Source organism: Pseudonocardia sp. DSM 110487, assembly GCF_019468565.1.
Lineage (GTDB): Bacteria > Actinomycetota > Actinomycetes > Mycobacteriales > Pseudonocardiaceae > Pseudonocardia.
The window spans coordinates 141,821-158,249 of the sequence record NZ_CP080521.1; the positions used below are offsets into that span (position 1 = coordinate 141,821).

2 protein-coding genes (1 of these 2 only partly in view) are annotated in these 16,429 nt (G+C 72.1%); both read left to right on the plus strand.

The annotated features are described in order from the left end of the window. Positions 1–15,953, plus strand: partial view of a hypothetical protein gene (locus tag K1T35_RS00620; protein ID WP_220258249.1) — the 3' portion only. 15,262 nt of this gene lie to the left of the window's left edge; 15,953 of the gene's 31,215 nt are visible here — the last part of the coding sequence; its start codon lies beyond the left edge, outside the window; the stop codon is at positions 15,951–15,953. Further along, positions 15,950–16,393 carry a hypothetical protein gene (locus tag K1T35_RS00625; RefSeq protein ID WP_220258250.1) on the plus strand — a complete coding sequence of 148 codons (444 nt, stop codon included), beginning with the start codon at positions 15,950–15,952 and terminating at the stop codon, positions 16,391–16,393. The genes K1T35_RS00620 and K1T35_RS00625 overlap by 4 nt, the downstream gene beginning before the upstream one ends. Positions 16,394–16,429: the final 36 nt, after the last annotated feature.

Below are 16,429 nucleotides of genomic sequence, written 5' to 3' on the forward strand. Positions count from 1 at the left end.
AGGACGAGCTGCGCGTTTTCGAGAACGTCGTGATCGTCGCTCCGAAGTGGGCGTGGCGGTACGAGGACCGCACGGTCGGGGAGGACCGGCTCCATTCGTACGGGCCGGGGTTGCGGGGCGAGCCCGGATCGATCGTGCTGGTCGGCCACGCCACCGCGGACCACTTCGTCTTCCCAGCGGCAGACGCGATCATCCTGGCCACGTTCGAGCAGCTGCGGGAGCTGCTGCACTCGCACCCCGAAGTGCGAGCGCTGCTCGACGAGACCGTCGCGGCGGGCAACGAGCCGCGGATCGATGCCGTCGCCTGCCGCCTCGGCTGCATCAGCGAGGACGACGGGCGGGCGCTCGCGGGCGGGCTCGGCGTGCCAATCCGGGCGCCGGAAGCCGACGTGGACGTGTTCGCGCCGGCGACCGCGGGCGGCGCGGCCCGGATCGCACCGGTGTCGGGTGGCTGGGTCGACATCCTGCCCGACGGTTCACGGCGGCCGGCTGCGGCGCCGATGTCGCTGATCGCGCCGGACCTGACGCCGGGTGCGAAGCGGTTCGCGCCTGGCGGATACCTGGCGCGTGGCCCGCCGGCCGGCGGACTGCCGGTACGCGCCGGCGGTGATGAACAGCCTTCCCGAACTGAAGAACAGCAGCGCCTCCTCGACAAGGCGTTGGCCGATCTGGCCGACGGCTCGACCCGGAAGCGCAGGATCTCCGACAGCGCCCGTCTGCTCATCGACGACGCCCGGGCGAAGATCCCGGCCGGATTCACTCCGCCCGTCATCGGTGCCGGTCGCTTCCGCATCGACAAGACGTCACCGGTCCGCCCGATCTACGAGGCACTGCGCAAGGTCAGCCCCGGCACGGTCGGTGACATTCCGTTCCAGGGTGCACCTCGCCCCAAGCCCGGCGACATCGACCCGGCTCGTCCCAGCACGAGGATCGCGGGCACGGACGAGAACCCGAAGGTAGCTGCGGACCACATCGTGCCGCTGGCGAAGATCGTCAACCTCCCCGGCTTCTGGCGGCTCGGCACGGACCTGATGTTCGCCATCGCCAACGCCCCGCTGAACCTGCAGTGGCTGTCGGGGTCGGTGAACTCCTCGAAGGGCTCCGGCACCGCGGCGAATGTGAGCAAGGCAGATCCCCAGTGGCAGAAGGACCAGGCCGCCATCGAGGACTGGCTCCTCGACAAGTTGCAGGACGTCATCGACGACCTCCTCGTCAGCCAGGGTGACCAGCCGTCGAGGCCGCAGAGCGAACGGGTGCCGGGGACCGAACGCCCCGGCCGGCCGAACGCGCCTGCCGCGCGGGGTCAGCTGATCCGTCAGTTGCCGTACTGGCAGTGGCTGCTGCACCGGATTCTCGGCCACGGCCCGGACGACGTGGCCAGGAGGCACGGCGCGCCGGAGGACGAGACGGGTCGCGACCAGCCGCGCAACGGCGGCACGAACCGCCAGCGGCGCGTGACGTCGAGCAGCGACGACGACGGCCCGGCGCCGGGTGAGCTGTGGTGGCGGTTCGGCATCCAGGGCGCCACCGCCGGTGCCAACCAGGTCGCGCGCGGCCTCGCCGGTGCCGTCGGCGGCAGTTCGCTCTCGAGGCAGTGGCGAGAGCGGGCCGACGCCTTCGTCCACGACTACCTGGGGGTCGCGAAGCGGAAGGCTGACAAGGAGCGCTGGCTCGAGGTCCGGATCCACGTCGACCCGTCGGCGGTCGGCCACCTCGACCAGATCCTCACGGGTTGGGGCGTCACCCTGACCCCGGCCGAGCACTTCGCCAACAACGAACTGCGAGGGCAGGTGCTCGGTGAGGGCTACCGGGGCGGGGTCACGGAGCGCGGTGACGTGGTGATCGTCGAGGGCTCGAACGAGTGGGACCCCGGCTACTCCGGCGCGGTCGACGGCCGGGGCTCGGACCACATCGACCCGGCAGGGACGAGCGGTGGCCGCGGCTACGTCGGTGACCCGACGAGCACGTCCTCCCCGGCTCGCCATGGCCGGCCGCGACCCGCGGAACCGTATCTGCCCGAGAACGTCAACCGCGGGGAATTCGAGCACCACCTCCAGAGGTGGGACGAGTTCGTCAAGAAAGCCGAGTCGCTGCACAAGCGCCGGCACGACCTCGGCAGGGTCATCGTTCGCGGCGACGAGCTCGCGCGTCGGCAGCTGGTCGACGATCTCGTCACATGGTTCCGGCAGCGGGTCGCGCCGAACGAGCGGCCGGTCGTCGCCGACGCGATCGCGGCGAAGCGACCGCGCATGAAGAACCTGCTCGCGCATGTCGACCGCAAGCTCAGGAGCAAGCTTCTCGCCGGGCTCGGCGACAGCTTCCGCACGGTGAAGCCGATCTACGAGCGCCGGGTCGTCACCGATGCGGACCTCGCCGAGCTGCTGGCGGACTGGGACTGGTTCGCGGACAACGTCGACCGCCTCGGCAACCGTCGCCGCTACGACGACGGCCGGTACCTCGTTCGGCCGGACGAGGCCTACCGCCGGGAGCTCGTGACCGAGCTCGTCGAGTGGTTCGGCGAGAAGGTGGAGCCGGAGGACCGCGCCTCCGTCGCACAGGCGCTTCTCAAGCAGCGCCCGGGGAAGGGCCTGGCCTCGATCCTCCGTCAGGTCAGCAGGAGGCTCGAGCGTCAGGGCAAGGGCGGCCTCGGCTGGGGCCTGCCGGGGGTGGCCGCACTCGTCGGCGGGCTGACCGTCGCCGGCACGGTCGGTGGTGCCGGCACGGCCGAGGCCGACACGGCGTCGGGCGTCGGCGAGGTGGCTGCGAGGGGTTCCGAGCTCGACCTCTCCTCGGTGGTCGACTTCGTCCTGACCGCGGGCGCGACCGCGGCTGTGGTCGGTGGGTTCTGGATCGGCGCCTACCTGCTGGTCCGTGGCGTTGCGGCGCTGTTCCGGGCGATGCCCCGTCGGTTGGACGCACCGGTGAGGCGCGGCGTGCGGTTCTGGGCGTCGGACCGTGGCCGCGCGCCACCGGTGCTGGGGGGCGCCCTCGCCATCGGCGGGGCCGACGTCGTGCTCGGACGCGCACCCGCCGACTTCCAGAAGCCTTTCGGGCCGCCGGTGAACGAGCGTGTCGTGGGCGCGCAGATGCGCGGCACGTTCGAGTGGGATGAAGGGCATCGGGCGGAGATCGTCAGGGACCTGGGGCAGGGTGCGCGCTGGCCGCGCGAGCACGCCCGCCTCGGTGCACTGCTGGATCTGCTGCGCCGCGTGGTCGCGGAGCAGGTCGCCGGCATTGAGGACGGTCCGGCGTACCGGGATCTCCTGTCGGTCGATCGAGGCGTGCGCAACCCGCCGCGGGTCTTCCAGGTCCGGCTCACCGAAACCGTCAGCGGCGACGCGACGTGGAAGGAGATCGCGGCCGGTCACGTCTGGACGGCCGACGGCGTCGTCCGGCTCTACTTCCGCACCTCCGACGGGGCGCTGCACGAGTACACCGAAGCGGTCCTCGCCGAGCTGCTCGGGATCGACGACCCGGCGCTGCGCCACCTCCTCGCGGTGCTGGCCGAGCGGTCCCTCGCCTCGCAGACGATCGACGAGGACCGGCTGCTGACCACGCGGGCGCTGCGGCAGCTGCAACTCATGAGCGTGGAGGACCCCGACGCGCTGCGAGCACTCATCGACGACTACTCGCGGGTCCAGCTCGGCATCTACGCGGCGACGGCGGGCAGCTCCGCCCTGCGCGCGCTGCTCCTCGGGTTCGCGGCGGAGTTCCACGAGGCGGCGAAGGCGGCGCTCGCGGACTCCACGGTGACGGAGGCGGACGAAGCGCGAATGCTCGCCGACACTGCCGCCGCTCTCATCGAGACGCTCAGGGCGTTCTTGCCGGGGAACACGGAGCAGCTCGCCGCGCGGGCGCGTCTGCTCGACGCGATCGAGACCGCCATCGGTGATCGGTCCGACATCATCGGCTCGCTCGACGAGCGGGTGGCGCACACGAAGGACCTGATCGCGCAAGCCCGTGCGCTGGTGGCAGCGGGTCCGGTGGTACGCCCTGATCAGGCGCAAGCAGCTGCCGTGGTCGTCGAGTGGCTGTCGATGGCGACGATCATCGAGGACGGCATGCGGCCGTCCGAGGACGCGCTCGGGCAGGCGGCAAGGACCGACCCCGACGCGCTGCAGGCGTTGATCGACGACCGCCGGGTCGTCCAGGACCACGTCCTCGATCTGTTCGGGGACGACGAGCTGCGCGCGCGGCTGCTGGCCTACGTCGACGAGGTCGTCGCCGCCGCCTGGGGCGCGCTGATCGCCTCGTCCGACTTCACCGCGGTGCTCGACGAAGCCGCCCTGCTCCATCAGGTGCTGCAAGGCGCTCGTGCGGGGTTGGGCGCGTTCGTGCCGGCCTCACCGGAGCAGCACTGGTTGCGCGCCGAGCTGTTCGACGAGAGCGACGACGCGTACGAGCGGGTCGGCAAGCTGCTCGTCGAGCTGGTTGCTCTGGAAGATGCGGATGGGCTGCCGTCGCCCACCACGCTCGCCCGCCTTCGCACGGAGCTCGACGATCTCGCCTCGGCCGTCCGGGCGGTGACACGGCGGATCTGGACTGCGCTCGGCGACGGGGACGTCCAGGGCGGCGGGCTGATCATCGGCGGCATCGAGCCGCACGAGGAGCGGTTGCTCGTGCGGATCCTCCGCCCGGTGGCCGCCGCGCTGGCACCCAGGGGCGGCGGGGTCGACGTCGACTGGCGCCTGGTCGCGGCGCCGCTGCGCAGGGCCGGCATGGGCGGTCTCGGCACGCGGATGCTCGCGTACACCGTCTTCGGCGGGGCCGGCGACGACCGTGTGTGGACGGTGTCGTTCACGCACGTCAGCGAGGTCCTCGCGGAATCACGGAAGGCACGGGAGGTCATCGCCGGGCACGAGGAGCTGCATCGCCTGCATCCGCACGGCTGGGAGAGCCACGACGTGCACGCGTCGACGACCGTCCAGCGGCTCGACGACGTGTTCCCCGGCTGGCGCGACCGGCTCCGTGAGGCGTTCGAGCCGATCGCCGTTCCCGACCGGGTCGACGGCGATGCCGCGCTGCTCGACTTCTCGACGCCTGGAATGTCGGTACACCTGGTCGGGAGCCGCTGGGCCGAGCCGTTCCTGCTCTCGCCGGAGCAGCTTCAGGAGCAGCAGGCCGTGGAGGCGTTGATCTCGGAGCTCGCCGCGGCGCACCGGTTGTCTCCCGATGCCGCGCATGTGCTGCGCATGAACTACGGCTCGAGGCTCCTCGACGCCTCGCCGCGAGCGCACGTGCGGTGGGTGCACGACGCACGGATGGCCTCGCTCGCGGACCTCGAGCGGGCGCAGGAGATCGACGCGGCGCTGGGCCTGGATCCCGAGCAGATCGAGCACCGCCTGCTGGCGAGCCGGATGGTCCAACATTCCCTGCGGCTGGTGAACCACGGTCACCGCGGGGACAAGGGCCGGCAGTACAACTGCGACAGGTGCGCGGTCGCGGCGGACGCGACCAGTGCCGGTCATCCGGCGACGGCGACGCCCGCGGCGCTGCCACCCGGCACCACGCTCGCCGAGGTCGAGGCAGCGCTCGCCGCACACTTCGCCGGGACGAGGCGTGCGCTCGAGGTTCGGTACGGACGTGCCTTCCAGCCGGTATCCGGCGAGGTCGAGGTCGTGCAGATCATGAGCGCGGCCGGGGCCGGGGCGCGCGGGATCGTGGCCACCGATACGCATGCCTTCAACGTGCAGTCGGTGCTGGCTCTGATCGAGGGCACGCCGCAGGTCGTGGTCGTGTTCAGCGACGCCCAGTTCGGTGGACATCCCGGGTACCTCCAGCGCGCCACCATCGAGGGGCTCCTCCTGACGAACGACAACTCCGGTCGGGGCGGTGCCGCCGTGGCCGCGCATCCGCTCGACGAGCGAAAGCGCGATCAGGTGGTCGAGGCGCTGCGTCGCTCCCGGGCGGAGATGACGCCGCTGGACGAGCTGACCCTGGCGATGCCGCGTGCGCCGCCGGGGGTGGAGGGGCAGGGCGAGCCGATCGCCGAGCGGGCTTCGTCGCTGCGTCGGCTGCTGAGATGGATCGGACGTGTCCTTTCGCCGCTGATCGCGGCCGTCGTGCTGACGTTCGCTGGTCCGGGCGCCGGCACGCCCGTGGGCGCAGCTCCGACCCGGGCGGTCATCGCACCCGACGCGCCTGCCACGCACGAGACGCTCGCGCTGGCCGATGCGGCCGGGCTCGGCGGCGGCTCCGATCTCCTCGGAACCGTTCTGACGAGCGGGCTCGCGAATGTGACGGTGGCGGGGGTCGGTGTGATCCTGCTGGTCGCGGTGGCGGATCTCCTGTACCGCTACTCGAGCCGCCTGCGGTCGCTCGCGCCGGCGTGGTTCGCCAACCGCACGCTCCACCGGAAGCTCGGCACATTGCGGCCGGAGCCCAACGGGACGGTGCGGGACCTGGAGGGTCTGCTGCCGGGGAACGGTGACCGGAAACGCAAGGTGCCGGGGGCGGCCGAACGTTCCGACGACGATCTGCTCCGGTCGGTGTTCGCTCCGGCCGACGGTCAGTACCTGGCGACGCACCCCGGTGCGCCCGGGCGGCTCCTGCAGGGCAACCACCGCGGGAGGGAGCTGCGGAACCGGGCCGGGAAGCCCGATTCGTCGATCACCTGGGACACACCGATCTTCATCCACCACGTCGGGCCGGGGCGGAACGGGTGGATCCGGAGGGCCGTGCAGAACCGCCGGACGGCGGGCGAACGCCAATCCGATCAACACAGGGGTGGGTCGAAGGCGCTGTCGCATCCGCTGGTGACGATCGCCGGGCTCTTGACGGCCCTCGCGTCGGCCGGACCGCTCGTCGGCCTGGCGGGGGCGTTGGTGTTCGCGGTGGTGGCGGCCGGCATCGTGGGGATCGGGCTCCGGTTCGCCGTTCGGGTGGCTCGCGCGTGGTCGCAGCGGGGGCCGCCCGGTGTCCTGTCCCGCATCAGCGTGCACGTGCGGAAATCCGTTCTCGGTTGGGCGCTGATCGCCGCCGTGGCCGGGTCCGGTGCCGCCGGCATCGGTGCCGTCGTGCTGACGCCTGCTCCGGCGGCGGCCACCACCGTCACCTCGGAGTACCGACCCGCGGCCCGTACGGCGTCGATCGACGTCGCGCCCGCCTTCGTCCGGTTGATCGCGGTGGAGAACGACAACCTCACCGGGCTTGCCGCGGCACTCGGCATGTCGCCGCAGGCGCTCGCGGCGGCGAACCCGAACGTGTGGCCCGACGAGACGACGTGGGACCAGCTGCTGGAGCGTCAGGAGCTCCGGGTCCCCGTCGGCCCGGGTGGATGGGACGGACGCTGGCGGGTTCAGCCGCGATTGGTGCTCCCCGCGGAGTCGCTGTGGGCGGTGAGCAAGCGGCTGAACGTGCCGGGTGGCTGGCAGCAGCTTGCTGCTGACAACCCCACCGCGCTGATCGACGGGAACCCGGACCAGGTCATGGCGGGCGCGGAGCTCGTCGTGAACGGCGTGACGCCGATCCAGCCGCCGGGTCAGCCGAACCAACCGGGGCAGCCGGGCCAGCCGAACCAGCCTGGCCAGCCAGGTGACCCGGGCCAGCCCGGGCAGACGACCCCTCCCACCACGACCACGACGCCGGCCCCGTCGCCGAGCCCGCCGACCACGACCACGAACGCGCCGCCATCGGACCGCGCACCCCCGGGTTCCGGGTTCTGGCAGGCGCTGCTCACAGCGGCTATCGGCCTGTTGGCCCTCCTGGCCGCGGTCCTCGGAATCCGGACCGTCGTGCGGTGGACGGGCGCGCGGGTCGCCGCCGGCGGCGGGTGGCGTGCCTCGGCGGGACGGGCTGGTCGGGCTGTCCTCGCGGCACCGGGATCGGCGCGCGCATGGTGGGCCGACGTGGTGACCGGGCTGCGACTCGGACTGGACGTCGCCGGCTCCGTGCTGCCGGCGCAGTGGACCGTCAGCTGGTGGCGGGCCGCGCTCGGTGGCGCGGTGCAGGAATGGACCGCCCGGCTGGCCGGCTGGCGCGATCAGGTGGCCGCGGCGTGGCCGGTGGAGCTGAGCCCGGTCTGGTGGCGGGCGACGCTGCGCAACGCGGCACAGCGCTGGAGTTCCCGGTTCCGCGCGATCTCGGGCCGGGTGATCGGTTTCGTGGAGCGTCGGGGTTGGGACGAGCCGATTGATTCGGGCCCCCGCCTGCAGGTGTGGGGCGGCGTCTCGGCCTACGTCACCGCTTTCGGGTTCGGGCTCGCGGCCGTGGCGACGGGGGCGGTGACGACGCTGATCGCCGTCGGTGCGATCGCGGCCGGTCTGCTGGCCGGTGCTCGGGTGGTGTGGTCGGTCACCCTGCTCACCGATCCGCGACGCCCGTCCTCGTGGGTGTCGCGCCTGCGGGGCACGGTGCGGGTGCTCTCCGTGATGGCCGCGGGCGGGTTCGTCGGGGCGGTGGCGACCGGGCTTCCCGGCGCGGCCGTCGCCGGTGTGACCGCGCTCGCCGCGTGGTCGGCACCGACGGTCAAGTTCCTGCTCGCCGGGGTCGCGGTGCACGGCCTGATCGCCTACTGGTCGGTGCGGAACCGGCGGACCGCGAACCGGGCATCCTCCGGGTCGTGGATCCACCCCGCCCGGGACGCGCTGATCTCCGCGGTCAGTGTCGTGGCCGTCGGGTGGGCCTACAACGTGTTCCGCGTGGTCGCCCTACCGCCCGTGTTGCACACGGTCACGGAACACACCGTCCTGGTCGCCGTGGCCGCGGTGGCCGGCATGCTCAGCTCGGCGCTCCAGCGGCGGCTCGTGGGTGGTGAGCGGGGTTGGACCGCGATCATGTCCGGGCTCGCGGCCATCCCGACCACATTGATGCTGGCGTCGCTGCACCTTGCGAATGCCCCGCCGAACTGGGACGAGTACCTGAGTGCCTTCGGTACCTGGGCGATGTTCGTCCTGCCGACGACCATGGTCGTGGAGTACGTGGTGTACCGGTGGGGTCGCCTGCGGCTGTGGATCAACGAACGGCGCTACCGCAAGGCGGAGCAGGACGGCAGCGCCGCGGACCCGAAGAAGCTGGATCGGATCGCGCACCGCATCGTGAGCTTCCGCCAGTTCGGGCCTCCGGACTGGCGGATCATCGTGTTCAAGACCTTCCGGGCGGAGCTGACGGCCGCCCTCACCTACTGGATCGTGCGGCCGCTACCGGGGATCCCGGATACGCCGTGGCTGGTGGTGGGCCGGGCCGGGATTGCAGTGCTGGTGATCCTCGCGGTGTGGGTGCCGGTCGATCGGTTGCAGGCCCGGCTGAAGCTGCTCGGTGAGCTCACCGACCGGGTGTTGACGTCCCGGATGCGCCCGCTGATCCCGTTCGGACGGGTGAGCCAGCGGGTCCGGCCGTATCGAGGGCTGCTCGACGCGTTCCTGCAGAACGCGGTCGGCGACCCGGCGGAACCGAACCGGACGCTCGACGAGACACTGGCACCCACGGTTGCCGGACAGGTGGTGCGGGTTCTGCAGATCCCGTCGCCGAAGCCGAAACTCCTGACCCAGCTTCTGCAGCACCCGGACCTGGGCGAACAGGCCGCGCAGGTCGCCGAGCTCTGGGAGAAGCGCCACGAGCAGCTCCGGCTGGCCGCCGCGTCGATCATCATGCTGCTGGCCAGCAACCGGGCGGCCGTCGGCGGGGCGGCCGACCGGATCGAGAGCAGGACGGGTGGGATCCTCCGCTTCCACATCCAGGTGCTCGATGCCCTGCTCACCGAGGAGAACCTGCGCGAGCTGGGTCTGCCGCTCGACGCTGTCGAGATCCTCCGCGGCAACGCCGAGACTCAGCTGATCGAGGCGCTGGAGCGGCGCATGAAGCTGCGGGTCGACTACCTGAAGGCCTATCGGCAGCTGCTGCAGGACTGGGCTGCCATGCTCCGAGCCGGTGGCAGCTCCGATGCCCTCGAGCAGGTGGAGGTGGAGCTGGCCCGCGTCGAGGCCCAGCTGGAGATCGAGCGTTTCCAGAAGGTCGACAAGCGAGCACCGGTCGCGGCCCGGGTGCTGCTGCGTGAGCGCCGCGACAACCTGCGCGTCGCACTCGCTGCCGAGCTGCGCGCGCTCGGCGCACCGGACAACCTCAGGACCCGACCCGAGGCCGAGATCCGGGAACGCATCGGGACCATCCGGCTGCTGGTGTCGACTCTGGAGCTGATGGAGGGCTGGGTCGCCCTGCACGACGAGGTGGAACTTCATCGGGAGGAGCGCGGATTCTGGAGAAGGGCGCTGAAGCGCGCGCTCGACGAGCCGGCCCGGCTGCGGCCCGATTCCCTGCTCGCGGTCGCGCTGACGGTGGCCGGGCGGACCGAACCCACCACCGCGGACGTGCTCGCTCGGATCCACCCCGACATCAGCGTCGACTGGAACGAGCGCCTCGCCGATCTCGCGGCCGTCGGCATGGTCTCGGGTGACCCCGGCGCGGGCTACCGCGCCGCGCCCGAGCTGCGGCAGGCGTGGCTGCAGGCGAACCCGCGGTTGCGCCATGCGATGCGGCGCAACCCGCAGCTGCTGGTGGCCGCTCTCCCGACTCCGCGGTGGACGAACGTCGGGTCCACCGTCCTGGAAATCCTGATCACGACCGACCCGGATCGACAGAAGGTCGCCACGGAGGGGAAGGTCGCCTACAGGACCCTGCTGGAGCTGTTCTCCTCCGCGGATCGCGTGCTCTTCCGCCACCACTCGCAGGGCCTCCGCGACGACGTCATCCGTCTGGTGCGGTGGATCAGCGGGGCTCGCTACGAGTTCGTCGACGCCCAGTCATGGGTCGACCCGTATGCGGACTCCGTTCCCGAGGTGGATCAGTCCGGTGCGCGGGACGAGAAAAATGAGGCGGTCGCCAAGCTGCACACCGCGATTCGCGAGGTGGAGCAGGCCGAGCTCCAGTGGCGGAGGACCGAACGGAGGGTCCACCGCGCTCGGGGCGGCCGGAACGCGCACGACGCGGACGCCAACGCGCCACCGGGGCGCGCGGACTCGGTCACGCCCGAACAGGGCGCGGCCCGCGCGGCCCGGCAACAGGCGTACCTGACGCTGCGGGATCTCCGGCAGGAGGTCGAAGAGACCCATTACCCGGTGGTCGGATCCCGGCCGACCCGGGTCAGCGGGTTGCTCGAACGCGCGGAGCGGCTGCTCGCGAATGCGCCCGGTGCTCGGGCGACCGAGCCCCAACCCGAGATCGAGCTCCGCCGGGCGAGACGGGCAATACGTGCCGCGGACCGTCTGATGGTCGGCGCGCGGTCACTCGATCCGAGCGATCCCCGCTACATCGAGGCCGTCGCGGCGGCGCGCAAGGCGCTGTCCCACTTCAAGTTCGCGCGGCAGATCGCGGAGACGAACAAGAGCGACAAGCAGCTGGGGCCGCGGCTGCGTCTGCGCCGGGCGGCGGCCATGGCCGAGGTGCTGCGCGGGCGGGCGCCAGGCCTGCTGACCGACGACCTCCCGCTGACACCGCCCGGCGGACCGGCGCACGGCGGCCCGACCTCCGTCGCCGGCCGCGCCGTCGAGCTGGCATCACCGCACACCGGCGGCACGGTCGTCGCCGGCATCAGCCGCGCCGGGACCGATCACCCGGCGATCGACGAGCACTACAACGAGGACCGGCTCCGGATGGCCGTCGACGCCGCCGGGACGGTCACGATCGTGGCCGCCGACGGGCTGCAGTCCAGTGGATCGCGCGCCGCGGAGGCCGCGGAGGTCGCGGGCGACAGCGGATTGGCCGAGCTGAGCCGCACAGACGGGGCCGGGCGCTCCGCTGGGAAGGCGCACGAGGACGCCTACGCGGTGGTGGCTGCTGCCGTCGACCGCATGGCCGTGCCGGGCCAGGCCAACCCGCCGGCGACCACGTACACGGCCGTGCGCATCGAACAGGTCGGGCCCGGGCGCTGGGCGATCACCATCATGCATGTCGGCGACGCCCGGGTGCTGTGGATCCCCCGGCGGGCGACCGGCGGCACCCCGGAGGTCCTCACGGTCGACGACACCTGGGCGGTGCGTTTCGGCCGGACCGGCCCGCAGAGCGAGACCCTCTCCGCGTGGCTCGGCGCGGACGCGCCGCAGGGCGCTCCGACCGTGACGACCTTCTACACCGACACCCCGGGAACGGTGCTGGTGGCGACTGACGGGTTCCACCGGCACGTCCCGCTCGACCGGCTGCAGGCTCTGATCGAGAAATTCGCCGACCGGGGTGTCGGCGCGGTGCGCGACCGGTTGATCGCGGAGATGCTGGCGCGCGGTGGCGGCCGGGACGACTACAGCCTCGCGGTCGCGGCGGTCGATTGGCCGGCGACCCACGGCGGTGGCGCGCCCGCACGGGTGTCGCACGAGGCCGCGAGCCCCCGCGACCAGGTGGTGCTCGCGTACGTCATCGCCCACGCTCCGGTGGCGGCCACGATCGGCCTGGCTGATCCGCGGCTGGCAGAGGTCACCGGTGGACTCACCCAGCGCGACTTCGCCGAGCACCACGCCCATGGCATCCGCATCATCGACGGGCTGAACGAGCAGGTCCGGTCGGCAGGTGGGCCGCTCGACCTCGTCATGTGGGCGCACGGCGACGGCTGGATCTACGTCGACAGCCAGGTGTGGTCGGCGATCCTCCGGTCGCTCACGCCTGCCGAGCGGCAGATGCTGGTGCGCCACGAGCTGACGCACATCGATCGTCCGGATCTCGTGGAGGACGAGGCCCAGCGGATCGCGCCGTTGCCGGATCTCCACGTGGTGCAGGCCGCGGTCCAGGGCGAAGTGCCCGCCGCCGAGCTGATCGCGGCCTTCGGGGACGTTGTCGAGCACATCGACGACGTTCTGACCCGGGGCCGGCCTGGCCGTCGGGGGCGTGAGCGGGTCCTGTCGTGGGAGGAGCGGATTCGCGCGCGGGCGCAGGTGTGGGCGGTGGCCGACCACCACTGGGGCGCCTCCGACGAGCGGGAGATCGCGCAGACTGTCCGTGCGCGGGTTCGGGGACTGTCCGCTGCCGCGGAGGCTCTGGGGCTGGAGCGTCCCAGCGACGCGGAGCTGGTGCTGCCGGCGGCGTTCCTGGCGTACTGGGGAACGGTGACCCGCCGCCAGGTCGTGCCGGACGAGCAGGGCAGGGCTCGCACGGTCGACGTCGGCGAGGACGTGCGTCGGTTGAGCGCGTGGTGGTTCGGCACCCGGCTGCTGCCCGAGCTCGGCCGTGCGCTGGTCGCGCCGAGCTCAGGGGCGCGGGTCGAGCGCACCCTCGACGTGCTGATGGACGAGCTCGACCGAGCGTCCGGCAGCGGCCCTCGGGTGCCGGCGTGGGTCCTCGCGGAGGTCGATCATCTCGCGGACTCCGTGCCGGACCTGCTGCGAGCGCTGATCGACGACACGCTGGGACGGTTGCGACGGATCGATGCCGAGGTGGCCGACCCGGCGCTGCGCGCCGACCTGCGAAAGGCGGAGCTGCAGCAACTGGAGGCGGCGTTGGTGCGGCTGGCGGTCCCCGCGCCCCCGCTCCACCCGGACGGCCTGCGCAAGCTCGTGGAGGCCGCACGGGCCGGGCTGATCACCGTGTTCATCGAGGAGCAGTTCGATGCGCTCGCCGATGCAGCGGAGCTGGAACGTCGGGCGGGCACGGTCTGGCGGGTCGCTGTGCACGCCGCGCGCAGCGGAGACGACGCGACCGTCGGGCTGGGTGGCGACGCCGTCTGGCGGCTCGCGGCCATGTGGTGGGTGTGGGAACGGGCCACGTGGGACGACGCGGAGTCGCGTGAGCTGGCCGAGGTGGCGTTCGCCGCGCTGCTGCCGTCGCCGCTGCCCGACTCGATCACCCTGGCGACGACGCCGGAAGCCGTCCGTGCGCCGGTCCTGCCCGCAGAGGAGGACGCGGCGTCCTACGCGCTCACCGGCGCGGCGCTCGAGGGCCTGCAGGCCACGGTGGTGGAACTGCGCACCTACCTGGAGAACCGGCAGCTGGCGGCCGCGCGGGGTGCGATCACGTTCGCCGCGGCGCAGTTGCGCGGCCGGCGGCTGCACCTGGAAGCCACGGTGCCCTCGGCTGAGACGGCCCTCGACCTGCTCGGTGAGCTGCACGCACAGGCCGGCGTGCTGCACGTGATGGAGAAGGTGCGTGCGGGCGAGGCGCCCGGAGCCGAGTTCTGGGCCCTGGTCCAGGACGTGCTCGACCAAGTGATGGTGCGCGGTGAGTCGGTCCAGGAGCATCTGCACGATGCCCTGCTCCTGGCGTGGGCGCGCACCCCGGTCGACTACGAGGGCCCCTCGGTGTACCCGGCCTTTGCCACTCTTCCGTCGATCAGATTTGTCGGAGCATCGCCGTGGGAGAAGATCGGGCTGCTGCTGGTCGTGATGCTCGGTGCACCGGACCAGCACCACGCGGCCCGCGTGGCCGACTCGATCAATGAGCTGCCGCGGCACGGTCGGAGCACGGACGCCGCCCCGCACGGCCGGGCGCTGCTGACCCTCATGGACCTGCTGGTGGCGCGGGGCGTCGTCACCCCGCTCGACGCCGCCGTTGAACTGGACCGCGTGCGTCCGAAGATCGCTGAACACGATCTGTTGCCCGAGGCCGGCCCGGAACGACGGGGGGTGTTCCTGCAGCAGCAGCTCGCCCGGCTTTCCGGATCGACGCCCGGCGCAGGCGAGTGGGAGGAGATGGCGCGCGATCAGCGCGAGGAACTCGTCCGGCAGTTGGAGCAGGTCCTGGAGACGGTGACCCCACCGGTCGGGTTCGCTGCCCGGTTCACCGAGCTGCACGGCTGGGCGCGGCAGTTCGTCCGGGTGCTCTCGGGGGAACGGGTCGACGGGCTTCCACCGGTCCGGTTCGTCCTGCTGGACGCTGTGCTGGAGCACTCGGCACCGGGGGCTCCGGTGCACGCGGTCACCCGGCGCGCCGATGGCGTCACGATGATCGCGGGGACCGATGGCGTCCGCCTCTTCGGCGAGTTCGTCCGCAGCGTGCTGGCCCCGTCGCTCGGGTATGCCGACGCGGCGGCACGTCGCCTCGGGCGCCTGGCCGAACGGGTCCTCGAGACCTGGCCGGACGACGGTGTCACCCCGCAGACGTTCGAGTCCCGCCTGCTGTGGTTGACCCGTCGCGACCACCGGGACATCCGCGATCACAGCGCCCTCATCGAGGAGTGGATCGCCGACCACCTCGCCGAGAAGGCGCGGATCCGGGAGGCACTCGACGATCGGTGGCAAGGTCTGGAGCTCCACGTCGCCCACCAGCGGCAGCTGCTCATGCTGACGAACGCCCCGCTGCCGAAGATCACCATGGAGCTGGCCGACCAGTACCGGTATCCGGCTCGTCGGGTCGTTCAGGCAGCGGCGCGCGACCTGTCGAAGCGCGAGCGGAAACGGGTGGAGCGCGCGCAGACGGAGTCCGACGAGCAGGTTCCGGACCGGAAGCACGTCGGTGACCTGCAGATCATCGCGCGGAACCTCGCGGCCGCGCTCGGTGCGCACGGAATCCGGTTGTCGCGCGATGAGCTCCTCACGCAGGCCGCTCGGATCTACCAGTTCGACATCGCCGCCGGACCCCAGCCCTCGCCCGTCGATCGGGCCCTGTGGTCGAGGTTCACCGCCGGTATGGCCGAGCTGATCGGGGGCGATCCCGGGAGGGGTCTGGTCGGATCGTTGGACAGGTGGGACACGATCCGGGCGTTCCGGCAAGAGCTCGTGGAGCGTGGGCACCCCGACGTCGCGGCTCGTCTGCACGAGCCCCCCGCTCCCGAGACCGTTGCACCGCTCCCGACACCGCACGCCACCGTAAGCCGGTTCGCCGAGGCGTATCCCGATCTCGCACAGGCCATCGTGAAGCCGGAGGGCGGGCTCTCCGTCGAGGAGCTCGCGGCACTACGGGAGGTTGCTCGCCCGGGGAGCAGGGGGACCAGCGCTCGGAGCTCCGCCGTGCGCTGGCGGAACGGCACCCGCTGCTGCTCGAGCGGCACGCCCTGTACGTCACGGTGCTCCGGTCGGCGGTGCGCAAGCTCCCGGTGGTGACGGGTCTCTTTGCCACTCCACTCGCAACCGAGCACCCGTGGTCGACCGATCGCGGATGGGGCGGGTACGGCCCCGGTGACGTCGTGACCGTGCCGGGCGTGCTGACCGCCGTCCGGGAGTATCGGCCCTACCGGCACGATCCCCCCGAGCTCTTGCTCTACTCGCGGACCGGGCGCGACCTGAGCGGGCTGCGTTCCCTGGAAGCGATGGGTATGGCGGTGTTCGCGCCCGGGTCCCGGTTCGCCGTGGTGCACCGCTATCAGGTGACCGATGATCCGACGGCGGAACGGATCCTCCTCTTCGACGTGACCACGGGTGGCCCGGTCTCACCGGACGAGCTGGACACCCTTCGCGGTGAGCTCGTCGGGCTCGCCGGACTGAGCGCCGCAAGGGCCGACGAGCTGCTCGACTTCCTCGCTCGCGTCCCGACCGGCGGCTGACCTGCACGCCCCGCTCGACTCGGCGCGACCGTCACA